Annotated in this window: 26 protein-coding genes; 6 read left to right on the forward strand and 20 right to left on the reverse strand. The window is 70.1% G+C overall.

What is annotated here, in order from left to right:
- Nucleotides 1-146 precede the first annotated feature (146 nt).
- The gene (locus tag ACWCP0_RS30305) at nucleotides 147-356 is read right to left on the reverse strand and encodes a hypothetical protein (RefSeq protein WP_451082054.1); all 210 of its coding nucleotides are present in this window, start codon (nucleotides 354-356) and stop codon (nucleotides 147-149) included.
- Between the two features lie 351 nt (nucleotides 357-707).
- On the opposite strand from ACWCP0_RS30305, the gene ACWCP0_RS30310 reads away from it, so the two are divergent.
- Both ACWCP0_RS30310 and ACWCP0_RS30315 read left to right on the forward strand, forming a co-directional pair.
- Nucleotides 708-968, forward strand: coding sequence for a hypothetical protein (locus tag ACWCP0_RS30310; protein ID WP_451081953.1), 261 nt, complete (start codon nucleotides 708-710; stop codon nucleotides 966-968).
- A gap of 393 nt (nucleotides 969-1,361) precedes the next feature.
- Entirely contained in the window at nucleotides 1,362-1,694 is a 333-nt protein-coding gene (locus tag ACWCP0_RS30315; protein WP_451081954.1) for a hypothetical protein, read from the forward strand.
- Between the two features lie 96 nt (nucleotides 1,695-1,790).
- Here the strand turns inward: ACWCP0_RS30315 and ACWCP0_RS30320 are convergent, their stop codons facing one another.
- Both ACWCP0_RS30320 and ACWCP0_RS30325 read right to left on the reverse strand, forming a co-directional pair.
- Entirely contained in the window at nucleotides 1,791-2,051 is a 261-nt protein-coding gene (locus ACWCP0_RS30320; RefSeq protein WP_451081955.1) for a hypothetical protein, read from the reverse strand.
- 235 nt (nucleotides 2,052-2,286) lie between these two features.
- Nucleotides 2,287-2,679: a helix-turn-helix domain-containing protein gene (locus tag ACWCP0_RS30325; RefSeq protein WP_451081956.1), complete on the reverse strand. Its 393-nt coding sequence runs from the start codon at nucleotides 2,677-2,679 to the stop codon at nucleotides 2,287-2,289.
- A 613-nt stretch (nucleotides 2,680-3,292) separates the two neighbouring features.
- Here ACWCP0_RS30325 and ACWCP0_RS30330 point away from each other — a divergent pair.
- Both ACWCP0_RS30330 and ACWCP0_RS30335 read left to right on the forward strand, forming a co-directional pair.
- On the forward strand, nucleotides 3,293-5,242 hold the full coding sequence (locus ACWCP0_RS30330) for a glycosyltransferase family 2 protein (RefSeq protein ID WP_451081957.1): 1,950 nt from the start codon (nucleotides 3,293-3,295) through the stop codon (nucleotides 5,240-5,242).
- Complete coding sequence (locus tag ACWCP0_RS30335) at nucleotides 5,239-7,191, forward strand: galactose oxidase-like domain-containing protein (protein ID WP_451081958.1); 1,953 nt, start codon at nucleotides 5,239-5,241, stop codon at nucleotides 7,189-7,191. The genes ACWCP0_RS30330 and ACWCP0_RS30335 overlap by 4 nt, the downstream gene beginning before the upstream one ends.
- Before the next feature lie 151 nt (nucleotides 7,192-7,342).
- Here ACWCP0_RS30335 and ACWCP0_RS30340 read toward each other — a convergent pair whose 3' ends face one another.
- The 13 genes from ACWCP0_RS30340 to ACWCP0_RS30400 form a co-directional block, all read right to left on the reverse strand.
- The gene (locus ACWCP0_RS30340; protein WP_451082055.1) at nucleotides 7,343-8,371 is read right to left on the reverse strand and encodes a glycoside hydrolase family 6 protein; all 1,029 of its coding nucleotides are present in this window, start codon (nucleotides 8,369-8,371) and stop codon (nucleotides 7,343-7,345) included.
- Between the two features lie 87 nt (nucleotides 8,372-8,458).
- Nucleotides 8,459-9,142: a class F sortase gene (locus tag ACWCP0_RS30345; protein ID WP_451081959.1), complete on the reverse strand. Its 684-nt coding sequence runs from the start codon at nucleotides 9,140-9,142 to the stop codon at nucleotides 8,459-8,461.
- A gap of 5 nt (nucleotides 9,143-9,147) precedes the next feature.
- Entirely contained in the window at nucleotides 9,148-10,038 is an 891-nt protein-coding gene (locus ACWCP0_RS30350) for a hypothetical protein (RefSeq protein WP_451081960.1), read from the reverse strand.
- A 160-nt stretch (nucleotides 10,039-10,198) separates the two neighbouring features.
- Complete coding sequence (locus ACWCP0_RS30355; protein ID WP_451081961.1) at nucleotides 10,199-10,978, reverse strand: HAD-IIA family hydrolase; 780 nt, start codon at nucleotides 10,976-10,978, stop codon at nucleotides 10,199-10,201.
- A gap of 149 nt (nucleotides 10,979-11,127) precedes the next feature.
- Complete coding sequence (locus tag ACWCP0_RS30360; protein WP_451082056.1) at nucleotides 11,128-12,186, reverse strand: 2-aminoethylphosphonate ABC transporter substrate-binding protein; 1,059 nt, start codon at nucleotides 12,184-12,186, stop codon at nucleotides 11,128-11,130.
- A 114-nt stretch (nucleotides 12,187-12,300) separates the two neighbouring features.
- Entirely contained in the window at nucleotides 12,301-13,098 is a 798-nt protein-coding gene (locus ACWCP0_RS30365) for an ABC transporter permease (RefSeq protein WP_451081962.1), read from the reverse strand.
- Entirely contained in the window at nucleotides 13,085-13,921 is an 837-nt protein-coding gene (locus tag ACWCP0_RS30370; RefSeq protein WP_451081963.1) for a 2-aminoethylphosphonate ABC transporter permease subunit, read from the reverse strand. Before ACWCP0_RS30370 ends, ACWCP0_RS30365 begins: the two co-directional genes overlap by 14 nt.
- Before the next feature lie 73 nt (nucleotides 13,922-13,994).
- Nucleotides 13,995-15,047, reverse strand: coding sequence for an ABC transporter ATP-binding protein (locus ACWCP0_RS30375; protein ID WP_451081964.1), 1,053 nt, complete (start codon nucleotides 15,045-15,047; stop codon nucleotides 13,995-13,997).
- Nucleotides 15,044-15,727 carry a phosphonatase-like hydrolase gene (locus tag ACWCP0_RS30380; RefSeq protein WP_451081965.1) on the reverse strand — a complete coding sequence of 228 codons (684 nt, stop codon included), beginning with the start codon at nucleotides 15,725-15,727 and terminating at the stop codon, nucleotides 15,044-15,046. The genes ACWCP0_RS30375 and ACWCP0_RS30380 overlap by 4 nt, the downstream gene beginning before the upstream one ends.
- A gap of 5 nt (nucleotides 15,728-15,732) precedes the next feature.
- The gene (locus ACWCP0_RS30385) at nucleotides 15,733-16,869 is read right to left on the reverse strand and encodes a TIGR03364 family FAD-dependent oxidoreductase (RefSeq protein ID WP_451081966.1); all 1,137 of its coding nucleotides are present in this window, start codon (nucleotides 16,867-16,869) and stop codon (nucleotides 15,733-15,735) included.
- A gap of 179 nt (nucleotides 16,870-17,048) precedes the next feature.
- Nucleotides 17,049-17,822 carry a GntR family transcriptional regulator gene (locus ACWCP0_RS30390; RefSeq protein WP_451081967.1) on the reverse strand — a complete coding sequence of 258 codons (774 nt, stop codon included), beginning with the start codon at nucleotides 17,820-17,822 and terminating at the stop codon, nucleotides 17,049-17,051.
- 35 nt (nucleotides 17,823-17,857) lie between these two features.
- Complete coding sequence (locus tag ACWCP0_RS30395; RefSeq protein ID WP_451081968.1) at nucleotides 17,858-18,613, reverse strand: hypothetical protein; 756 nt, start codon at nucleotides 18,611-18,613, stop codon at nucleotides 17,858-17,860.
- Nucleotides 18,614-18,974: 361 nt separating this feature from the next.
- The gene (locus tag ACWCP0_RS30400; protein WP_451081969.1) at nucleotides 18,975-20,267 is read right to left on the reverse strand and encodes an ROK family transcriptional regulator; all 1,293 of its coding nucleotides are present in this window, start codon (nucleotides 20,265-20,267) and stop codon (nucleotides 18,975-18,977) included.
- 47 nt (nucleotides 20,268-20,314) lie between these two features.
- On the opposite strand from ACWCP0_RS30400, the gene ACWCP0_RS30405 reads away from it, so the two are divergent.
- Together ACWCP0_RS30405 and ACWCP0_RS30410 are read left to right on the forward strand one after the other, a co-directional pair.
- Nucleotides 20,315-21,403, forward strand: coding sequence for a Gfo/Idh/MocA family protein (locus tag ACWCP0_RS30405; RefSeq protein WP_451081970.1), 1,089 nt, complete (start codon nucleotides 20,315-20,317; stop codon nucleotides 21,401-21,403).
- A complete protein-coding gene (locus ACWCP0_RS30410; protein ID WP_451081971.1) occupies nucleotides 21,400-21,876 on the forward strand; it encodes a heme-degrading domain-containing protein in 477 nt (158 codons plus the stop codon). The genes ACWCP0_RS30405 and ACWCP0_RS30410 overlap by 4 nt, the downstream gene beginning before the upstream one ends.
- A gap of 139 nt (nucleotides 21,877-22,015) precedes the next feature.
- Here the strand turns inward: ACWCP0_RS30410 and ACWCP0_RS30415 are convergent, their stop codons facing one another.
- The 4 genes from ACWCP0_RS30415 to ACWCP0_RS30430 all read right to left on the reverse strand — a co-directional run bounded on the left by ACWCP0_RS30415 (nucleotide 22,016) and on the right by ACWCP0_RS30430 (nucleotide 25,002).
- Nucleotides 22,016-22,876 (reverse strand): fumarylacetoacetate hydrolase family protein, encoded by an 861-nt coding sequence (locus ACWCP0_RS30415; RefSeq protein WP_451081972.1) that lies wholly within the window; start codon nucleotides 22,874-22,876, stop codon nucleotides 22,016-22,018.
- 123 nt (nucleotides 22,877-22,999) lie between these two features.
- Nucleotides 23,000-23,740, reverse strand: coding sequence for a YidC/Oxa1 family membrane protein insertase (locus tag ACWCP0_RS30420; protein WP_451081973.1), 741 nt, complete (start codon nucleotides 23,738-23,740; stop codon nucleotides 23,000-23,002).
- A gap of 102 nt (nucleotides 23,741-23,842) precedes the next feature.
- Complete coding sequence (locus tag ACWCP0_RS30425) at nucleotides 23,843-24,154, reverse strand: DUF6412 domain-containing protein (RefSeq protein ID WP_451081974.1); 312 nt, start codon at nucleotides 24,152-24,154, stop codon at nucleotides 23,843-23,845.
- A gap of 320 nt (nucleotides 24,155-24,474) precedes the next feature.
- Nucleotides 24,475-25,002, reverse strand: a complete 528-nt coding sequence (locus ACWCP0_RS30430) for a winged helix-turn-helix transcriptional regulator (protein ID WP_451081975.1) — start codon at nucleotides 25,000-25,002, stop codon at nucleotides 24,475-24,477.
- Between the last annotated feature and the right edge of the window lie 28 nt (nucleotides 25,003-25,030).

Raw genomic sequence — 25,030 nt, forward strand, 5'->3', positions numbered from 1 at the left:
GCGACGCGCTCGCTCACGTTCGTGGTCCTGGTGAAGCTGAACCGGAGCCGGCCCAGGGCCTCGCGACCGGGCAGCAGCTCCGCGGCGGCCTCGGCATCGAGTTGATCGTTGTTCACGGTGAAACCCTTCTCGGAACGAAGCGCCGCTTACTGGCTGACGCTGATGGACTGGCCGGCCTCGGAGGCCGCGATGGCGTCCGGGGAGCAGACGTTGGCCGCGAGCGACTCGTTGTGGGCGCTGACGTAGGCGACGCGCTCGCTCACGTTCGTGGTCCTGGTGAAGCTGAACCGGAGCCGGCCCAGGGCCTCGCGACCGGGCAGCAGCTCCGCGGCGGCCTCGGCGTCCAGCTCTCGCATGCCAAGCATGGTGGGGTCCTTTGCACGAAGGGCATGGACGGGCGGCATCCGATCCCGAATGCGTCCATCCACGCCGGACGATCTGTCTGACGAGATTGGACAGTAGGGCGCCGGACCACTCCGGACAAGCGACTCGGACATCTCGCTCATCACCGGATACGCCACACATCCACGGAAGCGGCAGGTGAGAGAGGTGGCGGGCGGGGTCGCGGCAGACGCCGACTCGCGTGCAACCTCACCCGATCGGCCCAATCCGGCGCATTCCCACCAGCAACGCCGGGGCCCCCGATGGCTATTCTCTCGTGGCTCGAGGCGGGTGGACCGCCCGAAGCCTCCGCGAGAGGGGTGCACGTGCTTGTCGTCCCAGGAGCCTCTGCGACCGCCGTCGTCCGCGACAGGACGGGAGAGCCGGTGGTGCTGCTCTCCGGCGAACTCCCCTCGGCCCTCACTCCGTCCGGTGTGAACGAGCTGCTGAATCTGGCATCCGCCGTGCTCGACACGGAGGAGTTGGAGCTCTTTCGCAGCTGCCTGGCGGCACTGCGGTGCGGCGAAAAACTCCAGGAGAGCCGTATCGAGGTGAGCGGAGCCGTGCTGACCATCTACCGCAGCTGACGACAGGAACCGACTGCGCAGAACACGGGGCGGAATATCGTTCGATGCCGGGACTTTCAGCAGGCCGGCCCCATGTAAATGGCACCGAAAGTGAATTCATCAACGCATAACACGGTGCACATCGGAAGTCTTTTGCGCAAATTCACCGAAGGCCGCAACCGGCCCCCAACACACCACAGTTGAGTCACCCTGGCGAGTGTTTCCCCGGCGCCGTCCCACAAGGCCTGAAATCCTCACGACGCAAAGCTCAGGGCAGGTTTCAGAGGTCGCCGGAACAAGATCTGGCCGTGCGCCGATAAGCCCTCCAGGGCCGATTTGGCGAATGAATCGAGTACGGGTTCCGAGTAATGTCCGGAGGGCCACAAGAAATCCATCGAACTGAGGAGAAACGTGGTGAGAACATTCGCACGCGCCGTTGCGACGGCGGCGCTGGCCGTAACAGCGGCCGTCATTCCCATGGCGGGCACGGCCATGGCCGCCCCGGCCCATTCATCCGTGACTGCGCACAGCATCCGCGACTACGACGACCGGTGCAGCGATTACGGCCAACGGCGCCACCGGCACAACTCCTGGGAACGCCAGTGGAATCGGCGGGCCGATGACTGCCGCGACCGCCGGGACCGCTGGGACCGCTGGGACCGCCGCGGCACGCACAGGGCGCACTGGTACAACGGAAGCCACCGCAGCCACGCCGGGTACTGGTGGGGGTGCAGCCACCGCTTCTGATCCAGTGATCCGGCCTGATCCGGCCTGATCCGGTATTGCTCCTTGTAAGGGCTCCCGGGAGCAGCTCCCTCCCGGGAGCCCTCTGCCGTCCCGCGGTCAACTGCGGTAGATGGTCAGCACGGCTCCGCTCACCTCGATACGGCTCTCCTGGAGTTTTTCGCCGCACCGCAGTGCCGCCAGGCAGCTGCGAAAGAGCTCCAACTCCTCCGTGTCGAGCACGGCGGCGGCCAGATTCAGCAGCTCGTTCACACCGGACGGAGTGAGGGCCGAGGGGAGTTCGCCGGAGAGCAGCACCACCTGCTCTCCCGTCCTGTCGCGGACGACGGCGGTCGCGAGCGCACCTGGGACGACAAGCACGTACCCCCCTCTCACGGAGGTTTCGAGCGGTTCACCCACCCGCGGGGGAGAGGATAGCCCCAATCAGGCCTATTTCTTGTCTGATCTGCTACTTCGCCAGGACATGCATCACTGGATGTGGCATGGGCACCGCCGCCCTGAAATCCCCCATCTTCATGGGTATATGACGCCGCCGGCCGAGCTCCGGGCACGGCACATCAGGCGACGGTGTCCGTCCGTGACGGACGTCCACCGATCAGGAGTGGTCATGGGGACCGGCGTCGGGGGTGCCGCGCAGAAGGGATTCGACCAGCGCGGCGACGTGTCGGCGGTCGGCCACGGACAGTCGCTGGACGCTGGCGATGAGGGTGGCGACCTCGGGGTCGGCGGCGGTGTCGGCCGGCTCCTCGAAGTACAGGTGGATCCCGCAGGCTTCGGCGGCGGCCCTGCGCACCGCGTCCAGGGGCAGCTCCAGCCCTCTGGCAAGGCCTTCGAGGGTGGCCTGTTGCGGCATGCGGGTCACTCGCTCGACGGTGGCCAGATGATGCACGGTGGAACGCGGGATACCGCCGCGCCGGGCCACGTCACCGTAGGACCAGCCCTGCTGCTCCAGCCGGCTCTTCACCAAATCCTGCAGTGCGTTGGCCACGCGGTGGATTCTTCCTTCTGACACGTCGGTCGGCCAAAACTCTCGTCAATGACTTGCAGTGAGGCGCCAGGCAGGCTAGCGTCCAATGCGTTCGGACGGTTCGTCCGAGAGCGTTGGACGTTGAGTCCTCCAGCCGCACCTGCCGCTGCACCACGACCCGTAGGTTCAACGCTTTGCGCCACGGCGGGTCACGGTCGGCGCCGGTCGTTTCGACGGGCCCATCCGACCCCTCCCCCAAGGGAATCCGGCATCTCGGCCGAGGTGTGCGCATTCCGGGCACCGCCGGACCGTGACCCTCGGTCGCTCTTGCGATCACGGCCCCGCTCCGAGAACCTGTCCTGGAGTCCGCAGCCCCCACGAGGGCGGCGGACTCAAAAAGTTACCACTTGGGGGCACTTCGAGGAGGATGTCCGGTTGCTTCGACCGCAGGGTGGGGACCCTGTTCGCGAACCGATGTCCCTGACGGGCATCATGCAACCGGAAGGTCGCCACCTCATGTCTACAGGGACGGTGGCCTGCCATTGACACGTCCGGAACGGCTGGTCGAGGGGGACCGCGGTCCGGGCGAAGACCGAACGATCACGCAGCCAGCAGGCGTGCGGGGGGATGACTCATGACGGCGACGCCGACCGGCGCCCGGCAGCAGGACGACGACCCGTCCCGGACCACTCAGCTTCGGGTTCCCCCGCAGCTCCGAGCGGGCGGGTCCCGGTTGCGCCCGAAGAAGACGGCGCTACCGCGGTACGACTACGAGCACTACAGCCGGCTCGCCGGCCCCCTCACCCAGCCCGACCCGTCGAAGCCGTACAAGGTGCAGTACCGCTCACTGCTCTCGCAGGAGCCGCACCGCGTCCGGGCCGCGCTGCTCCTGGGCGCCGCGCCGCTGGTCTCACTGGGCCTGTTCGCCTGGCTCATGCAGCCTCAGCACTGGACCGAGCGGGACCCGAACCTCAACAACGACCTGCTCCTGTGGCTCGACATCGTCATGCTCGTCTCGATCGGCCTGATCGAGCTCTTCCGGACGATGAACGTGCTGTCCAACGCGCACGCGACCCTCGTCGCCCGTGACCCCGTCCCCGTCGTGCCGGAGCACGGCACCCGGGTCGCCTTCCTCACCTCCTTCGTGCCGGGCAAGGAGCCCCTGGAGATGGTGACGAAGACCCTCGAGGCCGCGGTCAAGATCCGTCACCGCGGGCTGATGCACGTGTGGCTGCTCGACGAGGGCGACGACCCGGCCGTGAAGGAGGTCTGCGCACGCCTCGGTGTCCACCACTTCTCCCGCAAGGGCATAGCCAAGTGGAACCAGGCGAAGGGAGCCCACCGGGCCAAGACCAAGCACGGCAACTACAACGCCTGGCTGGAAGCCCACGGCGGGAACTACGACTTCTTCGCGTCCGTCGACACCGACCACGTGCCGCTGCCCAACTACCTGGAGCGGATGCTCGGTTACTTCCGCGACCCCGACGTCGGCTTCGTCATCGGCCCGCAGGTCTACGGCAACTACGACACCTTCGTCACCAAGGCCGCCGAGTCCCAGCAGTTCCTCTTCCACGCCCTGATCCAGCGCGCGGGCAACCGCTACGGCGCCCCCATGTTCGTCGGCACCTCCAACGCCGTCCGGATCAAGGCGATCAAACAGATCGGCGGGCTGTACGACTCGATCACCGAGGACATGGCGACGGGCTTCGAGATGCACCGCGCCCGCAATCCCGGGACCGGCAACAAGTGGCGCTCCGTGTACACCCCGGACGTGCTGGCCGTCGGCGAGGGTCCGAGCGCCTGGACCGACTTCTTCACCCAGCAGCTGCGTTGGTCGCGGGGGACGTACGAGACGATCCTCAAGCAGTACTGGAGGGGCTTCGGGACGCTGCCGCCCGGCAAGCTCTTCAACTACACGATGATGATCATCTTCTACCCGATGTCCGCCCTCAACTGGATCCTGGCCGCGCTGAGCTGCGCCCTGTTCCTGGGCATGGGCGCCTCGGGTGTGCAGATCGACCCGGCGATCTGGATGATGCTGTACGGCAACGCCTCGGCACTCCAGATCGGCCTCTACATCTGGAACCGCCGCCACAACGTCTCGCCGCACGAGCCGGAGGGCTCCGGCGGCCTCGCCGGCATGGTGATGTCCGCGCTCTCCGCGCCCATCTACGCGCGCTCCCTCATGGACGCCGTACTGCGCCGCAAGAGCAAGTTCGTCGTGACCCCCAAGGGCGACTCGTCCAGCCCCGACACCCTCTTCGGCACGTTCCGGATCCACCTGTTCTTCATCCTGGTCTTCGGCGGCTCGCTCGCGTCCTCGTTCTGGTTCGGGCACGACCACCCCGCAATGATCACCTGGGCCGGACTCGCCCTGCTGATCACGGCGGCGCCCATCTTCGCCTGGCGCCACGCCGTCCGCGTGGAGAAGAAGAAGCGCACGACGCAGCCGCCCGCCGGAGACGGTACGCACGGTCCGCAGGGCCCGCAGCCGCCGGCCGGCGCGCACGAGCCCCAGCAGAAGCCGCAGTGGGCCCCCACGGACCAGACCATGCAGATCGCCCTTGGGGGACGTAAGAAATGAGCGCACTTCCCGTCCGGCCGAACTACCGCAAGAACCGGGCCCGGCGGATCCTGATCGGCGTGGCGGTGGTGGCAGTGGTGGCCGGGTTCAACGGCCCCGCCCTCTACCGCTACGGCTCGGCCGAGTACCACGAGTACAAGATCAACCGGCCTGAGTACAAGGCGGCGAACGGCCACTGGGACTTCCTCGACGTCCCGTCCGAGTACCGGATCAACACGATCCACGCCGCCCTGCTGCACACCGGCAAGGTCCTGCTGATCGCCGGATCCGGCAACAACCAGAAGAACTTCGACGCGAAGAAGTTCGAGTCGGTGCTGTGGGACCCGAAGACGAACGACTTCAAGCTGATACCCACGCCCAAGGACATGTTCTGCGCCGGGCACACCCAGTTGCCGGACGGAAAGCTGCTGGTCGCCGGCGGCACCAAGCGGTACGAGAAGCTCAAGGGCGATGTCACCAAGGCCGGCGGCCTGATGATCGTCCACAACGAGGACCCGGACAAGCCGATCACGCTGCCCGCCGGCACCAAGTTCACCGGCAAGAAGAACGGCAAGACCTTCGTCTCCAAGGACCCGGTTCTGGTCCAGCGCGCGAAGAAGGTCTTCGACCCGGCGACCGGCAGGTTCCTGCGCACCGAGGCGGGTCTCGGCCGGATCTACGTCGAGGCCGAGGAGTCCGGCAAGGCGCACGAGACCGGCACCGAGGACAACTACCGGGTGCACGGCCTCAAGGGCTCCGACACCCGCAATGTCTACGGCATCGCGCAGAAGCTCGCCCTCGACAAGAAGGACTTCCAGGGCATCAAGGAAGCCTACGAGTTCGACCCGGTCGCCGAGAAGTACATCAAGGTCGACCCGATGAACGAGGCCCGCTGGTACCCGACCCTGACGACGCTCAAGGACGGCAAGGTCCTCTCCCTCTCCGGCCTCGACGAGATCGGGCAGATCGTGCCCGGCAAGGACGAGATCTACGATCCGGAGACCAGGACGTGGGAGTACACGGGCATCGAGCGGCGCTTCCCGACCTACCCGGCGATCTTCCTGATGGACAACGGAAAGCTCTTCTACTCCGGTTCCAACGCCGGGTACGGACCTGCCGACGTAGGCCGTGACCCCGGCATCTGGGATCTGGAGACGGACGAGTTCCAGAAGATCCCGGGGCTGAGCGACCCCGACAAGTTGGAGACCTCGGCGACGGTCATGCTGCCGCCCGCGCAGGACCAGAAGTTCATGGTCATCGGCGGTGGTGGGGTCGGCGAGTCCGAGAAGTCCAGCGAGAAGTCCCGGCTCGTCGACCTGAAGGACCCCAACCCCCGTTTCACGAACGGCGCTTCGCTGGACAAGGGCACCCGCTATCCGAGCGCCTCGCTGCTGCCGGACGACGGCGTGCTGGTCACCGGCGGCTCGGAGGACTACCGCGGGCGCAGCGGCTCCAACGTGCTGGAGGCGCGGACGTACGACCCGAAGAAGGGCGCGTACAAGCGGGTGGCCGACCCGCGGGTGGGGCGCAACTACCACTCGGGGTCGGTGCTGCTGCCCGACGGACGGGTGATGATCTTCGGCTCCGACTCGCTCTTCGCCGACGACGCCAACACCAAGCCGGGCGTCTTCGAGCAGCGCATCGAGATCTACACGCCGCCATACCTGTACCGGGACGCCCGGCCCGGGATCAGCGGCGGCCCCAAGCGCATCGAGCGCGGTGAGTCGGGCACGTATCTGAGCCCGCAGGCGGCGAAGCTCGCGACGGCGAAGCTGATGCGGCCGAGTGCGGTGACGCACGTCACCGATGTCGACCAGCGGTCGATCGCGCTGAAGATGACGAAGACGGCGGACGGTTTCGAGGTGACGGTCCCCAGGAACCGGTCCCTGGTGCCGTCCGGCTGGTACATGCTCTTCGTCACGGACGACAAGGGCACGCCGTCCGAGGGTGTGTGGGTGGAGGTGCCGTAGGGGGTGGCAGGGGGCTCGGTCCCAGCCCGTCCGGTGATCGAGGACGCACGCGCGAGCCCCTGGGGCGGTACCGGGCACATTCCGGGGTCCGGGGCCTTGCCCCGGACCGGGAAGGGGCGGGGTGGGGCGGGGGAAGGAAACCCCCGCCCGCCTACTTCGTATTGCGCGCCAGCTCCAGCGCGTACTCCGGGTACCAGTCCCCCGCCTTCGGCCCGCCCTTGCAGTCGCCGTCCGACTCCCCCGGGCGCTTGACCCACAGATACGCGTCGACGATCGGATCCCCCGTCTTCGTCGTCGGCGGCTCACCCAGCGCGCGCCCGGGCGGGTTGCACCAGTTCTCCTTCGGATCGCCCTCCGTGTACGGCCCGTTGCCGTTGCGGCTGGTGTCGATCACGAAGTGCTTGTTCCCGACCTTCGCGGAGAGCCGCTTGCCGAAGTCCTCGCTGGCCTCGGTCGTCTGGAAGTTGGAGACGTTGACCGCGAAGCCGTCGGCCTTCGCGATGCCCGCCCACTGGAGCGGCTCGAAGAGGGAATCGGGCTGCGACCAGCCCGCGTTGCCGGCGTCCACGTAGACCTTGGTGGCCGGCTGCTGCTTGAGCCGCTCGATGGCGCCCTTCAGCAGGTCGTACCGCTCCTCGTGGAACTCGTCCGGTGTGCAGCCGTCCACGAGGTGGAGCACGGCGTCCGGCTCGAGGACGACCGTGGCGCGCCGGTCGCCGATTCCCTTGGCGACCTTGTCGACCCATTCCCGGTACGCGTTCCCGTCGGCGGCGCCGCCCTTGGAGAACTGCCCGCAGTCGCGGTGCGGGATGTTGTACAGCACGAGCAGGGCGTCCCGGTCGGCCTTCTGCGCGGCCTCCGTGAATCCCTTCGCCTCAGCCTCCGGATTGTCCGGGCCGATCCATTCGCCGACCGGCTGCTCCGCGATCTTCCTGATCAGCTCGGCTTTCTTGTCGTCGCCTTCGTCGAGATACGAGGCGACCTGCCGGGCGGCCTTCCCGTCGGGGTTGACCCAGAACGGGTCCGTCCCCTTCGGCTGCTGGGCGATCGACGCCCGGTTGTCGCCGCCCCCGCCGCTGCCGTCGCCGTCGCCGTCGGAGGACGAACACCCCGCCAGCAGCAGAGCGGCCCCCGCGGCGGCCGCTCCCCGGCGGGCACGTCCGACGTAACTGCCGTACATCCACTCCCCCTTGGTGCACTGTCGCACGATGCCGAGGCCACCCCCCAGGCGCCTCGCGCCCGGACAAGACCGGGCGAATCCATGTTCTCAGATCCCGCGGGCGCCCGTGAGATACGCCGAGACCACCACATTCGCCGTGTACGACCGCGAGTCGCTGTCGTAGTCCCCACCGCAGGTGATCAGCCTCAGTTCCGCCCTGCCCGGCTGCCTGACCCCGTACACCTTCTGCGCGTCGAACCGGTCCCTGCTGAAGACCTGCACATCGTCGATCGTGAACTCGGCGACCGAGCCGTCGGTGCGGGTCACCCGGACCTTCTGGCCGGGACGGGCCGCGCTGAGCCCGTAGAAGACAGCCGGCTCGGTCTCGGTGTCGACATGACCGACGAAGAGCGCCGCGCCCGCGGTCCCGGGCAGGGTGCCGGTGCCGAACCAGCCCACGGTCTGCGGCATGGCGTACGGCGGCGGGTCGACCGCGCCCGTCGCGTCCAGGCCGCGGGCGACGACGGGGGCCGTGATCCCTATCGAGGGGATCTCCACCTTGCTCGGCTGGGAGGGCTTCAGCGGGTCACGGGCCGGCGGCAGCGGTACGCCGAGAGGCCGGCCGACCGCGGCAACGTCGCCGGTCGTGGGTGCCGAGCTGCCGCCGGGGCCCTCGGTCGCCTCGCGCCCCCACAGCCACAGGCCGAGCAACAGCACGGCCCAGGCCACACCCGTGAGCAGCCTCCCGGTGCCCGATGTGCGGCTCCCGGGCCCTGCGTCACCGGTATCCACGGCGGTCAGTCCGTGTCCGCCGGGCCCACGCGGCGCCGTGCGCTCCGGAACGCCACGGCCACCGCCGCCACGCCCGCGAGGACCAGCCCGATCACGGTGTGGGGGGTGCCGGGGCCCTGGTGGTCGGCCCGCTCGGCCTCCTCGGAGGCGAGGGACGTGGCGGTACCGCCGCCACCGGCGCGCACCGGGGCGAAGGGGGTGTCCTCAGGATCGGGGGCGGGGTCCAGCGTCTGCAGCTGGTCCTCGTCCTCGTCCTCGTCCCCGTCGTCGCCCTCGTCGCCCTGGTCCGGCTTGTGGCCGCCGTCGTCCTTCTTGCCGCCGTCGTCCTTGTGGCCACCGTCGTCCTTGTGGCCACCGTCGTCCCTCTTGCCACCGTCGTCCTTGTGACCGTCGTCCTTCTTACCGCCCTCGTCCCTCTTGCCACCGTCATCCTTGTGACCGTCGTCCCTCTTGCCACCGTCGTCCTTGTGACCGTCGTCCTTCTTACCGCTTTCGTCCTTGTCACCCTCGTCCGCCTTGCTCTCGGCGCCCTGCTGGGCGACCGTGAGCGTGCCCACCCGGGTGAGTGGGCTGCCGTTGCACGTGACACTGACGTCGTACGTACCGGCGTCGGCGCCGGATCTGACCGTCGTCTCCCCGAAGAGCGAACTCTGCGGGCCGACGCCGCCGGACAGCTGGGCGTCGGTGACGAACGCCAGGGATCTGGCGGTGCCCGTCGCGCCCACGCAGCCGGTGACGTGCAGTTCCACCTCACCCCCCGGTCTGGCGGAGGTGGGGGTGACCGTGGCCTTGGCCTGGCCGCCTTCCTCGGCGTACGCAAGCCCTGCAGACGGTGCCAGCATCAGGACACCGGCGGCCGCCCCCACCACACGGAGAGCAATCGGAACAGAACGCATTGTGAACCTCCTGGTATCAGAAGATTCACGCGGTTTGCCCGTTTCCGCATCTCCAGGAGACCCGGATGGGTCACCACGGACGGCTCAGAGACAGTTCGGAGAGCTCAGAGCGGCCCGGAGAGGGCTCGGAGACAGGTGGAGACGGTCGGACCCGGCCAGGTCAGATCCGGTCGACCAGGTCCGCGATCGAGTCGACGATCCACGACGGGCGGAACGGGAACCGGTCCACGTCCTTCGGTGCCGTCAGGCCCGTCAGCACCAGGAACGTCTCCATGCCCGCCTCAAGCCCGGCCAGGACATCGGTGTCCATCCGGTCGCCGATCATCGCGCTGGTCTCCGAATGCGCCCCGATCGCGTTCAGCCCGGCCCTCATCATCAGCGGGTTCGGCTTGCCCACGAAGTAGGGGTCCTTGCCGGTGGCCTTGGTGATCAGGGCGGCGACCGAGCCCGTGGCGGGCAGCGGACCCTCGGCGGACGGGCCGGTCTCGTCCGGGTTGGTGCCGATGAAGCGCGCCCCCGCGTTGATCAGCCGGATCGCCTTCGTCAGCGCCTCGAAGCTGTACGTACGGGTCTCGCCGAGCACCACGTAGTCGGGATCGTGGTCGGTGAGGACGTACCCGATGTCGTGCAGGGCGGTGGTCAGCCCGGCCTCACCGATGACGTACGCCGTGCCGCCGGGGCGCTGGTCGTCCAGGAACTTGGCGGTGGCCAGCGCGGACGTCCAGATGTTCTCGACCGGCACGTCCAGGCCCATGCGGGCGAGGCGGGCGTGCAGGTCACGGGGGGTGTAGATGGAGTTGTTCGTGAGAACCAGGAAGGGCTTCCCGGTCTCGCGGAGCTTCTTGATGAAGGAGTCGGCGCCCGGGATCGGGACGCCTTCATGGATGAGAACACCGTCCATGTCGGTGAGCCAGGATTCGATCGGCTTGCGCTCTGCCATGAAGCGGACTCCTGCGGTGTGCGGAGGTGCTGGTGGGGCGCCGCCACGACGATGTGCCGACGCCCCCCAGCCTAATCAGGAAGCTGTGATCTTGACCCCCCGCGGGCGTGGGGTTGCAGGCCGGGGCCTGCGGGCTGGCCCCGTTGCCTTCAGCTGCCGGTCGCGGTCTTCCAGGAGTCGACGTACTTCTGGAGGTTCGTGTCGATGTCCTTCCAGTCCGGCTCGAAGACCTGGACGCCGTCCAGGATCTTCGACAGCTCGATCGCGTTGGCGTCGGTGGCCTTCACGTCGCTGCGCGCGGAGAAGCCGCCGCCGATCTCGCTGACCTGCTTCTGGGCCTTCTCGCTCAGCAGGTGGTCGAGGAGCTTCTGGCCGTTCTCGGTGTGGGGGGCGCCGTTGACGAGGCCCGCGGCGTAGGGGAGGGCGAACGTGGTGGGCCTGCCACCCTGCTTCGCCGGGAACCAGATGCCGAGGTTCGGCATGGACCTGGACTGGGCGAAGTTCATCTGGACGTCGCCGTTGGCGACGAGGATCTCGCCCTTGTCGACCTTGGGGGCGAGCTTGGAGGTGGAGGAGGACGGGCCGACGTTGTTGTCCTGGAGCTTCTTGAGGTACGCCATCGCCGGCTCCTCGCCGCCGAAGTCGTGCATCGCCTTGATGACGACGGCGGTCCCGTCGCCCGCGACACCCGGGGTGGAGTACTGGAGCTTGTCCTTGAACCTGCCGTCGAGGAGCTCCTCCCAGGTCTGCGGGGCCTCCTTCATCTCCTTCTTGTTGTAGATGAATCCGAAGTAGTTGTTGACGACCGAGGTCCACTTGCCGTCGCCGGACTTGTCGGCGCCGTTGACCTTGTCGGAGCCGGCCGGCTCGTACGCCTGGAGCAGCCCCTTGGAGTCGGCCTGCTGGATGAACGGCGGAAGGGTGACGAGCACGTCGGCCTGCGTGTTGCTCTTCTCGCGGGCGGCGCGCTGCACCATCTCGCCGGAGCCGCCCTCGACGTACTTGACCTTGATACCGGTCTCCTTCTCGAAGTCCTTGAAGACCTGGTCGTACCAGCCGTCGCCGTTCTCGCCCTTGAGGCCGTCGGCGCTGTAGACGGTGACGACCTTCTCGTCGGAGGCGGCGGAGTCGCCTCCGCAGGCGGTGAGGGTGGCGGCGAGGGCGAGGCTGCCGGTGAGGGCGGCGATCGTGCTGATGTGGCGACGCATGGCGACGGACAACTCCTTGTGGAAGAAGAGGAACACGCGGGATTACCTGGGTCTGGGTCCGGATCTGAACCAGGGCCAGGGCCAGGGCCTGAACCTGGGCCGGGGCCTACCTGATCAGCGGTAGGAGGCCCTGGTACGGATTCGGGACACGGCGAGCAGGACGAGCAGCGTCGTGGCCATGAGGACCACGGCGACGGCGGAGCCGGTGAAGAGGGAGCCACGGTCGGTGGCGGTGAAGATCAGCACCGGCAGCGGCATCCAGTCCGGCGGGTAGAGCATCATCGTGGCGCTCAGCTCACCCATGGACAGGGCGAAGCAGAGCCCCGCGGCCGCGTTGAGCGACGGCAGCAGCAGAGGCAGCTTCACTCGCCACAGGACGTACGAGGGGCGGGCGCCGAGGCCGGCCGCCGCCTGCTCGTACATCGGGTCGAGACGCAGGATGGCCGCCGAAACCGACTGGTGGGCAAACGCCGTGACAAGAACGGTGTGCGCGAGGATCACGATCCACCGCGTGCCGTTGAGGAGCATCGGCGGCTGCGAGAAGGCGACGAGTACGGCGAGGCCGACGACCACGGACGGTACGGCGACCGGCAGCATGAACAGTGCGTCGAGGACGCGGCGTCCACGCCTGCCCAGGGATGCGGCGGCGAGGGCGGCCCAGGTGCCGATGGCGAGCGCGAGCACGCTGGCCGTCACCGCCGTGACGAGGCTGGTGGTCAGGGCCTGGAGCGACTCCCCGCGGACGGCGGCCGTGTAGTGCTCGGCGGTCGGTCCGGAGGGGAACGCCCCCGACCAGTTGGTCGCGAGCGACGCTGCGACGATGACGAGGAGCGGCACCGCGAAGAGCGGCAGGAAGAGGGCGAGGAACAGGACCCAGGTGGCCCACCTGCCCGTACGGCTATGCACCAACACGGCGGCTCACCACCCGGTAGATCCCGTACAGCCCCACGGAGATCGCGATGTTGACGACGGCGACGACGCATGCGGCCGCGTAGTCGGACTCGAGGATCGCCTTGCTGTAGACGAGCATCGGGAGCGTCGTGACGCCCTTGGCGCCGGTGAAGAGCACGATGCCGAACTCGTTGAGGCACATGACCAGCACGAGGCTGCCGCCGGCGGCGAGCGCGGGGACGGCCTCGGGCAGGATCACCTGCCGGATGATCCGGGCGGGCCGCGCACCCAGTGAGGAGGCGACCTCCAGCTGTGCCGTGTCGAGCTGCGAGAACGCGGCGAGCAGCGGGCGCATCACGAAGGGCGTGAAGTACGTGATCTCCGCGAGGAGCACGCCCCAGGGCGTCGTCAGGAAGTGGAACGGGCCGCTCGACGCCCCCGTGACGTCCGTCCACAGGCCGTTGGCCATGCCGACGGTGCCGTAGATGAACAGCAGCGCCAGCGTGATCAGGAACGACGGGAAGGACAGGAACACGTCGACGAACTTGGCGACCCCCTTGCCGCCGGGGAACGGCACGAACGCGATGATCAGCGCGAGCGTGAACCCGAGCACGAGACACCCGGCGGTCGCCCCGACCGCCAGCCACACGGTGGTGGTGAGCGCCTCGCGGAAGGCCTGCGAGCCGAAGACGCCGGCGTACGCGCCGGGCGCGAGGGACTCCTGGACGACCAGACCGAGGGGGTAGAGGAACATCACGCCCAGCACGGCGACGGGGGGAAGGGCCCATACCCAGCGCGGGGTCGAGGGCATTCGTGCCGCCGGGACGGTGGGGGCACCTCCCATGTCCGAAGGGCTGTGGGGGAGGGTGGGCACACTCCCCGGTACCGGCGGGCCTTCCGCGAGACGTCCACCGGGGCTACCCATCGGTCACCCCCGCGCCGAGCAGTACCGCGTCCTCCGGCGCGAAGTGCACCGTGACCTCGTCCCCCAGTGCCGGCGTCTCCCGCAGCTCCCGCAGGTCCGCCTTGACCCGGTGCCCGTCGACGTCCACGTACAGCCGATGCGTCGCCCCCCGCCACTGCACCTCCGCGATCCTCCCCCGCAGCGCGTTCGGCCCTTCGCCGAGCCCGACGAGGTGCGGCCGTACGCACAGGGTCGCGATCGCGCCGGGCGCGGCGGCCCCCGTCGGCACCTTCAGCTCCGTGCCCGCGAAGGACACCGTGTCCGAACCGACCGTCACCGGCAGCAGGTTCGCGTTGCCGACGAACGACGCCGTGAACTCCGTGCGCGGGCGCCGGTACAGGTCCTGCGGTGTGCCGCAGTCCTGGAGGCGGGCCTTGTCCATGACCGCGATCCGGTCGGCGAGGGTGAGCGCCTCGACCTGGTCGTGGGTGACGTACAGGATGGACACGTCCGGCAGTTCGCGGTGCAGCCGTGCCAGTTCGGCCAGCATCCCCGACCGCAGCTGCGCGTCGAGCGCGGAGAGCGGCTCGTCGAGCAGCAGCACCTTCGGCCGGATCGCGAGGGCGCGGGCGATCGCGACGCGCTGCTGCTGCCCGCCGGAGAGCTCGCGCGGATACCGCTTGGCGTAGGCCGCCATACCGGTCATCTCCAGCGCCTCGGCGACCCGGCCGGGGATCTCGCTCTTCGGGGCCTTCTGCGCCTTCAGCCCGAAGGCCACGTTGTCCTCGACGCGCAGGTGCGGGAAGAGGGCGTACTGCTGGACGACCATGCCGATGCCGCGCCGGTGCGGCGGCAGCGCGGTGATGTCGCGGTCGCCGATGAACACCCGCCCCGAGACGGGCCGTACGAACCCGGCGACCGCGCGCAGGGCGGTGGTCTTGCCGGAGCCCGAGGGGCCGAGGAGGGCCATGACCTCGCCGGGTTCGACGGTCAGGTCGAGGCCGTCGAGGACGGTGGTGCCGCCGTAGGCGACGGAGACACGGTCGAAGCGGATGCCGCTGGTCATATGTCCTCCCGCGCCAGCAGCTCCGGCAGCTCGGCGACCGAGCCGAGGACGTGCGTCGCGCCATGGGCGGTCAGCTGCGTCCTGTCGTGGGCGCCGGTGAGCACGCCCGCGACCACGCGCGCGCCGGAGCGCACGCCGCTCAGCATGTCGTACGAGGTGTCGCCGGCGACCGCGATCTGCTGCACGCCGCCGACCGCGCCCGTACGCAGGAACGCGGCGAGCACCATGTCCGGGTACGGGCGTCCGCGCCCGCCCGCGTCGGCCGGGCAGAGGGTGAGCGGGACCAGGTCCTGCCAGCCGAGCGCGTCGAGGATCGCGTCCTGGGTGACGCGGGCGAAGCCGGTGGTGAGGACGACGGTCCTGCCCTGCTCCCGGAGTTGCTCGACTGCGGCACGCGCGCCGGGGATCTCGGCGATGCGGCCGCCGCCGACGAGTTCGCCGTACGCCTCCTCGAAGGCCTTGTTGGCCGCCTGGGCCCTGGCCTCGTCGCCGAAGAGGTGGCGGAAGACGGAGATCTTGGACTCGCCCATGGTGGCGCGTACGTGGTCGAGCATGGCCGGCATCGACTCGGGTTCCGTGCCGAGGCGTTCGGCGGCCCTGGCGAAGGCCTGCTCGACGAGGCCGCCGTCGGCGACGGTGGTACCGGCCATGTCCAGGACGACAAGGTTCAGTCGGGTCATCGTTGTCACCAGCCCAGTTCGTCCGCGGTTGTCTCGGCAATGGCGGGAGAGCAGGTCATACCGCGTCCGCCGGGTCCGGTCACCAGCCACACGCCGTCGCGCACCTGCCCGCGGTGGACGACGCGGGAGGTGTCGGTGCACTGCGCGTACACCCCGGCCCAGCGGCGGCGGATCTTCGGCAGCGGCCGGCCCAGGAAGCCCTCGATGACCTGCGTGAGGTGCTCGAAGGGGTCTTCGAGGGTGTCGAAGGCGAAGGGGTGCTCGTACTCGTGGGTGTCGCCGATGGTCAGCCCGCCGTCGCGGCGCTGCACCATCAGCAGCTGCATCTTGTGCTCGGCGGCCGTGGGCTGCTGCGCCTGCCCGGCGTTGAGGGCGTCGAGCGCGTCCGAGGCGTACGCCGGGTAGTAGCGGAAGGAGTCGGCGTCGGCGACGGAGGTGGTGAGCGGCTCGCCGAGCGGGTCGGTCTGCGCCATCTGGAGGCGCACGCGGCGTACGGGGAGGTCGGGGGCGAGCTCGCGGACGAGTCCGCCCAGCCAGGCGCCGGTGCACAGGACGACGGCGTCGCCGCTGTGCACATCGCCGTGGTCGTCGCGCACAGCGCTGCGTCCGTTCTTCCCGGGGCCGACGACCTCGCGGACCTCGCGGCCGGGGAGGAAGGTGTAACGGCCTGACGCCAGCAGGGCCTTGCGCAGCGCGAGCTGTGCCGTGCGGGGCTCCACGGCCGCGTCCCGTTCGCAGTACAGGGCCGACACGAACTCACCGCGCAGGGCCGGGTTGATGGCGCGCGCCTCGTCGGCGGTGACCAGCTTGTAGCCGCGGGCGGCGGCGTCCGGCCGGGCGACGGCCGCCTCGGCGACGGCGAGCTCGAGATCGTTGCGTACGGGCGTCAGCGAACCGATGGCCCGGAACCCGAGCTCGGGGACCCGGTCACCGATGGCCTCCCACAGCTCCCGCGCCCGCAGCGCCGTCTCCAGCTCCTCGCCACCGGCGCGGCCGCTGACCCATATCTGCCCGAAGTTCCGCAGGCTGGCCCCGCGCGCTTCGGCTTCCCGCTCGATCTGTACGACCTCGTGGCCGCGCTCCACTGCTTGCCAGGCGTGCATGGTTCCCACCACGCCGGCTCCTACGACGATGACTCGCATGCCCGTCACGGTGGTCGTGACCGGTGACCCGTCGGGGGCCGGTCGGCTACGGGACGGTGAACGGGCCATCAAGGTTGGACTAGACCCGTTATCGTTCCGTGATATCGACAACGGTCTTGCGTTACTGAACGGTCTTGCGTTACTGGACGCGGGGGCGCCACGGACGGGAACCCGGGAAGCTAGGCCCCGCCCACCAGATGCGTCGAGAAGCTGAAGCGGTCCCCCCGGTACAGCGTCCGCACCCGCTCCAGCGGCCGCTTCGCCGTGTCCCGCGAGACACGGTGGATCAGCAGCATCGGCAGCGCCGGCGGAGTCCCGACGAGCAGCGCCTCCCGCGGCGTCGCCAGCACCGTCTCGATGCGCTCGTCCGCGTCGCCGAACTCGATCCCGAGCCGGTCCCGCAGGTACGCGTAGAACGAGGAGTCGGGGTCGAAGTCGCTGTCGAGCCTCGGAACGCGCGCCACGGACACGTACGTGCTCTCCAGCCCCACCCGCTCCTCGTCCGCGAGCAGCACCCGCTCCATGTGCCAGACGGGCTCACCCCGCTCCAGCCCGGTCTCCTCCGCGAGCCGAGGCGGGCACGGGAAACGATCGAGGGATATGAGGTTACGGCCGGGTGTACGGCCCTGACGCCGCACGCCCTCGGTGTAGCTCGCGAGCGACAGCGGCTGTTCCAGCTTGGGGCCCGCGACGACGGTGCCCCTGCCCTGCCGCCGCAGCCGGCCCTCGAGGAGGAGCTCGCGCAGCGCCTGGCGCACGGTCTCGCGCGACACTTCGAACCGTACGGCGAGATCGCGCTCGGTGGGCAGCAGCCCGCCCTCGCCCAACTCGTCTATCAACGCGGCCACTTGGGCCTTGACCGCGTAGTACTTGGGAATACGGCCGTGCTCGGGGATGCCGGAACGGACAGGCGCGCCGGGAGCCTGATCGCTCGGGTAGTTCGGGTGGTCCACCGGGGGATGGTCCCAGACGCGGGTGAACGGCCAGGTCAGCGGCGGCCGGAGCCGAGTCCGCGAGCGCCCGCGAGGAGCAGGAGCCCGGCGGCGAAGAGCGCGCCGAAGGCGACGGCGACGCCGATGCCGTACTGCGTACCGGTCGGGGCGAGCTCCTCGGTGTCGGGCACGGACTCGTACAGCCGCTCCTGCTCCTCGGAGGCGAGCAGGCTGAAGGCGTAGTCGCCGGACTGCCCGACCCAGTCGCCGTCTGCGCCACGGCGCTGGACGACGGCGGCGTTGGCGACGACGGAGTCGGCGAGCGTGTCGGCGGCGGGGAAGCCGAGGCGGACGGGGATGGTGACGCTGGCGCGGCCGGGGACGGTGAAGCCGGCGAATCCACCGTCGCGTGAATGCGCCCCGCCGAAGGCACCGACCGCCTCGCCCCGGTCGGTCCGCTCGAAGGCCACCGGCCGCCACGTCCTGCTCACCGCGTCGTAGAACTCCATCCGGATCCTGGTGGGGGTGAGGACATGGTCCCGGCCGATGAGCACGACGACCGGATGGATGTTCCGGCAGGGCTCTGCCGTGGTGTTGACCAGCTCGACGGAGAACTCCGCGGCCCCGGAACCCGCCCGGTACGCGGCCGGGCCGCCCTGGATCCTGGTGGCGATGGGGAAGTCCGTGGCGCGTACGTCACCGCAGACGGGCAGCTGCGGCGGTTCAGCGCCGTGGGCCGCGGGCGCGGGGCCGGCGAGGACGAGGGAGGCGATCACGGCCGCGGCGAACGAAAGGGCGAGGGCGTTGCGCATACGTAAGGGGCCTTTTCTGCTCGCGGTCCGCAGTGAGGGTCGCCCCGGTCTACGCCGACGCCCACCCTGCCTCCATCAAAACCGCCGGCCGGGGCGGGCACCTGCGCGTACGGCCGAACAGCCGCAATACGTCCCTCCTGTCGGCGCACTTTCACCCGCGCGGGATTGGGCGCGCCCGTCGCGATCAGGCCTGCGAGACTGGGCGCGGTGTGAGGAGACGCGGCTGTTGAGGCGCCGGGGCGCCGCGGTGCGCGGCCGTCAGGGCTCGCGGGCGCCACCGTGCGCGGCCGTTCAGGGCACGTGGCCGCCACGGCCACGGTGGGCGGCCGTCAAGGCTCGCGGGCGCCACCGTGCGCGGCGGTCAGGGCACGTCGCCGTGACCGGGCACTGTGCGGCTCGATCCCAGCGGCGGCGGGGACGCGTACGACGCCTCCGCCCGCCCGAACACCGGCGCGAGCACCAGCTGGGCCGCACCCTCCGCGACCCGGTACGCACCGCCCGCCGCGGGCCCGACCCGCGCCCGGGTGCGCGAGACGAGCACGGATCGCACCCCTCGTATGAACTCCGACTCGGCCGCGGCGACAACACGTCCACCGAGCAGCACCTGCTCGATGTCGAGCAGCTCGACCAGGTTCGCCACACCGACCCCGAGCACCCGCGCGGCCTCGGCGAGGTCGCCCCGGTCGACGGCGGCCAGGCACAGCGCCTCGATGCATCCGCGTTTGCCGCAGTCGCAGGGAGGTCCGTCGAGCTGGACGATCTGGTGACCGAACTCCCCGGCGCCCGTCCGCGACCCCCGGTACAGCTCCCCGTCGAGCACGAGTCCCGCGCCTATCCCCGTCCCGAGGTGCAGATACGCGAAGGAACCGCCCGTCCCGCGCAGGACGAGGCCGAGGGCGGCGGCGTTGGTGTCCTTGTCGAGCACGACCGGGAGCCCGAGCCGGGCGGCCAGCTTGTCCCGCAGCCGGTACCCGTCCCACTCCGGATACCCGGTGACGCGGTAGGGCACCCCGGCCACATGGTCGAGCGGCCCGGGCATGGCCACCCCGACCCCGAGCACCAGCGCCCCCGGTTCCGCTTCTGCTTCTGCTTCGCTCCGCAGACCGCCGGCGTCCACCGCTTCCTCGGCTGGTTTTTTGGCCACGCCCCACGGCTCGGCCAGGCAGTCGGCCAGCAGGGTCTGCACCTGCTGCGTCGCCTGCCCGGTCACGACGTCCGGGCCAGCGCCGAGGTCCAAGGGGACCACGCGGGTGGCGACGCGCGTGCCGGCCAGGTCCAGCAGGACCGCCGTCATCTCGTCGCGGTCCAGCTGCACCCCCACCGCGTACGCCGCCGCACGCACCAGGCGGAGCACCGTGCGCGGTTTGCCTCCGGTCGAGGCGCGGCGTCCGGCCTCCGCGGCCAGCCCCTCGTCCCGGAGCCGGGCCGTGATCTTGCTGACGGCCTGCGGGGTGAGGCCCGTGCGGTCGGCGAGCTCGAGCCGGCTGATGCCGTCCTCCCCCGCCGTGCGCAGCAGATCGAGCACCAGCGCGGAGTTGTGGTTGCGCAGCAAGGGGAGATTGACGCCCGGCCCTCCGCCCACGGAGGAGCCCGCACCCGCGTCCTCTCCCGGTGCACCGATCGCCCTGGCCCTGTTCACCCTCACTCTTCCCATTGTGCTCCCCGCTTGCCCTTTGGCAACAGCGTTGCTTAAGTAGAGGTGTGACTGGTACCGCCTCCCCCCTGCGTGTCGGACTCGTCGGCTACGGCCTGGCGGGCTCGGTCTTCCACGCCCCGCTGATCTCCTCGACCGAGGGCCTCGTCCTCGACACGATCGTGACGTCGAACGAGGAGCGCCAGAAGCAGGCCCGCGCCGAGTTCCCCGACGTCCGGTTCGTCGCCACGCCCGACGAGCTCTGGACGCGCGCGGACGAGCTCGACCTGATCGTGATCGCGTCGCCGAACAAGACCCACGTCCCGGTCGCGACCGCCGCCCTGGAGGCCGGTCTTCCGGTGGTCGTGGACAAGCCGATCGCGGGCACGGCCGCGGAGGCACGCGCCCTTGCGGCCCTCGCCGAGGAGCGCGGCCTGCTCCTCTCGGTCTTCCAGAACCGCCGCTGGGACAACGACTTCCTCACCCTCCAGGCCCTCGTCGCGGACGGCGAGCTCGGCGAGGTCCAGCGCTTCGAGTCGCGCTTCGAGCGCTGGCGCCCCCAGCTCAAGGGCGGCTGGCGCGAGTCCGGCGCCCCGGAGGAGATCGGCGGCCTGCTCTACGACCTGGGCAGCCACGTCGTCGACCAGGCCCTGTTCCTCTTCGGCCCGGCGGTCCGGGTGTACGCGGAGTCCGACGTACGCCGCCCCGACGCCGAGACCGACGACGACACCTTCATCGCCCTCACCCACGCGAACGGCGTCCGCTCGCACCTGTACGTGAGCGCGACCACGGCCCAGCTCGGCCCCCGCTTCCGAGTCCTCGGCTCGGCCGCCGGCTACGTCAAGTACGGCCTCGACCCCCAGGAAGCCGCCCTGCGCGACGGCAAGCGCCCGTCCCCTGGCGACGCCGGCTGGGGCGAGGAGCCGGAGTCCCTGTGGGGCCGGATCGGCTCGGGAGAGTCGCCGCTCACGGGCGGCGGGCGCCCGGTCAGGACCCTGCCGGGCGACTACCCGGCGTACTACGCGGCGATCGCCGCCGCCCTCCGCGACGGCACGCCGCCCCCGGTCACGGCCCACGAGGCCGCCGCCGCCCTGGACGTCCTGGAGGCGGCGCGCCGCTCCGCGCACGAGGGCATCACGGTGGAGCTCGGCTCATGAGCGCCACCCCCATCACCCCGGACATCGCGGAACTCGAAGTTCAGGAACGGCAGCTGACGCTGCGTCAGTTCACGTACAGCGACGCCTGGGCACTCGGCTCGATGCTCGTCGAGCTGGCGCGCGAGCGTCACGCGCCGGTCGCGATCGACATCCGGCGGGGCGCACAGCAGCTGTTCCACTCCGCGCTGCCGGGCTCGTCGGCCGACAACGACGCCTGGATCGACCGCAAGCGCCGCGTCGTCGAGCGCTACGGCGAGAGCTCGCTCCTCGTCGGCAGCCGGTTCCGCGCCAAGGGGACGACGTTCGAGGAGTCGTCCCGCCTCGATCCCGACCGGTACGCGGCCCACGGCGGATCCTTCCCGATCCGCGTCAAGGGCGCAGGCGTCATCGGCACGGTCACGGTCTCCGGCCTTCCTCAGGCCGAGGACCACGCGATGGTGGTCGAGGCGCTGACGCGCCTCATGTCCGCCTGACCCCGCGGAGGGGGTGAATCCCCCGCACCCCCTCCGCGGCCTCGCTCACGTAACTCGCCTGGAGCGTTCGCCAGGAGCCTTCGCACCGGCTCCGCGTGAGCTCTGCGCGAGGGCCGGCTGCGCGAGCCCTGCCTGAGCGCTACGCGTCCTTGAGCTCCTGCCGCTGCCGCCCGAGCCCCGCGATCTCCAGCTCGACGACATCCCCTGCCCGCAGGAACGGCTTGGGCTCCGGCTGCCCCAGCGCCACGCCCGCCGGCGTACCGGTGTTGATGACGTCGCCCGGGTACAGGGTCATGAACTGGCTGACGTACCGCACCACTTCGGCCACCGGGAAGATCTGGTCGGCGGTCGAGCCGTTCTGCTTCAGCTCGCCGTTGACCCAGAGCTTCAGCGACAGTGCCTGCGGGTCGGGCACCTCGTCCCGCGTCACCAGCCAGGGGCCCAGCGGATTGAACGTCTCGCAGTTCTTGCCCTTGTCCCACGTACCGCCGCGCTCGATCTGGAACTCGCGCTCCGACACGTCGTGCGCCACCGCGTAGCCCGCGACGTGCGCGAGCGCCTCCTCCGCCGACTCCAGGTAACGCGCGGTACGTCCGATGACCACCGCGAGCTCGACCTCCCAGTCCGTCTTCACGCTCTTGCGCGGTACGAGCACGGTGTCGTCCGGGCCGACGACCGTGTCGGCGGCCTTGAAGAAGACGACCGGCTCGGTCGGGGTCGCGGCACCGGTCTCGGCCGCGTGATCGTGGTAGTTCAGCCCGATGCACACGACCTTGCCGATGCGCGCCAGCGGCGGGCCGATGCGCAGCCCGCTCCCGTCGATCACGGGCAGCTCGCCGGCATCGGCCGCCGCCCGGATCCGGCCCAGCGCGGCCTCGTCGGCCAGCAGGTCGCCGTCGATGTCCGCCACCAGCCCGGACAGGTCGCGAAGGGTCGTCCCGTCCTGGTCGAGCAGCGCCGGACGCTCCGAGCCCGCCGTACCGACACGCAGCAGCTTCATGGTCCTTCTCCCTGTGATCGAGGTGGCCCCGGCCGATGGGGTGCGGCCATCGGAGAATCAGAGGTTGGTTGATCCTCCAAGACATCCGACCACCCCGCAAGACCCTGTTCACACACTGGACCGTTACCCCGCGGTAGCCGGGTACAGGAGCACCCTCTCCACCGCCCCCCACGTGGTACTGGTGACGACGTACAGCGCGGCCGCCAGCGGCACAACGGCCACGGTGACGAGCGTGCCGAAGGACAGCAGCGGCAGCACCTTCGTCATCGCCCCCATGCCCGGCAGCTGCGGCTGCTCCTGCCGGCCGGTGACCGCGAGCTGCCGCCGCGTTCGCACATACGTGAACGTGGCCACCGCGCCGACGATCGCGAACAGCGCGACGTACACGAGCCCTGCCGCCCCGAACACCCCACCGTCCCCGAGCGCATCCGCCCACCGGCCACCGAGGGGCGCCGCGAACAGATCGCCGGTGATGCTGCCGCCCGCGAACAGGTGGTACAGCAGGAAGAACGCCGGCAGTTGCATCAGGCCGGGCAGCATCCCGGACAGCGGCGACACGTTCTCCTTCGCGTGCAGCTCCAGAACCGCTTTCTGCAGCCGCTCCGGGTTCTTGCCGTGTTTCTTGCGCAGCTCGGTGATCTGCGGCGCGAGCCGCGCCCGGGCCTTCTGGCCGCGCGCCGCCGCCCTCGAGAGCGGATGAATGGCGGCCCGCACCAGCACGGTGAACAGGACGACCGCCACAGCGGCCGCGGAGCCGTGAAACACGGGCTGCACAAGGTCGGCGAGCCGGTCGACCAGCTCGGCGAAGGCGGAAGTGACGGACGCGGCGGACGTGACGGATGTAGCGGACGCAGAAGCGGACATGGAGGCCCTCCCGGGCTCGTCGTGCCGGAAACAAACAGACATGTCGGCATGACGGCACCGCAAAGGGGCCCATGGATGGGGTGGATGAACTCGGGTGTGCCCCTACGCGGCCGTCGTGGAGGGGCAGCCTGGAGCTCGGGGCCTGGTACGGCCCGAGGCGTCGGGGTCACGCTGCGGCAGGAAGGCCGTGCGCTGCTCACGGTCGCGTATCGCGGTCCGTATTCGCGTGCGCGGTACGCGCGGCACCGAGCGCGAAAGGACCAGCGCGCAGGCGACGAGCGCGGCACCGACCGCGGCGGTGGCGGCGAGGGCGACGGCGGTGGAGAAGCCGATCCCCTCGGCAAGGAACACCTCGACGAGGATGAAGGCCAGCAGTGCCGACGGCCGCAGCATCCGCCACGCACTTCCGGTCATTCCTGCCCCCTTCGCTTCTCGGCACGGGCGATACGAACTTCCATTCGTTCCTTCATTCGTTATACACGAGCGAAATCGCCCCCGGGTTCCCTGTGGACAACCCGCATCGGCAACCCCGGCCCGCGCTTTCGCACCCGCGCGGCACGCACCGACGCCGACGCCGACGCGGACGCGGACGCGACACAGACAGACAGACGCCGGCGCGGTCGCCCGCCCGCCGCTCCGAGCGCGCCCGAGCGCTTCTGAGCGCGACCGACCACGACCGACCGCGTCCAAGCACGTCCAAGCACGTCCAAGCGCGTCCAAGCGCGTCCAAGCGCTCAGACGCGCTCCGTCTCGAGGGGTTCCAGCAACCGCCGCGGCCGCAGCAGTGCACGGCTGACCGGGTCCGCGGGATCCAGGTCGAGCCCCGGCCCCGGGTGCATCTCGACGTCCTCGGGCGGCACCCCGACGCCGCAGGCCGGGCATTCGCCGTACGCGCCCAGCTCCGTACCGCACGCGGCATGCCGGAAGATCCGCATCTGCTGGGCACCGGGCAGGCCGCGCCCCCACAGCCCGAGTGAGCGCAGGACGGGCCAGAGCTCCAGGCCGCGCTCGGTGAGTACGTACTCGTCGCGCGGCGGGGACTCCTGGTACCGGCGCTTCTCCAGCACCCCGGCGCGGGTGAGCGCCTGCAACCGCCCGGCCAGCACGGCGCGCGGGGCGCCGATGTGCACCAGCAGGTCGTTGTATCGGCGCACGCCGTAGAAAGCGTCGCGCACGATGAGGAGCGTCCACCGCTCACCGATCACCTCGAGCGCGCGGGCGATGGAGCAGTTCTGCGCCGCGTAGTCCTTGCCCAGAGCCATGGCACCAGCGTAACCCCAGACGGTTCAA

The sequence above is a fragment of the Streptomyces sp. NPDC001970 genome (assembly GCF_053594115.1).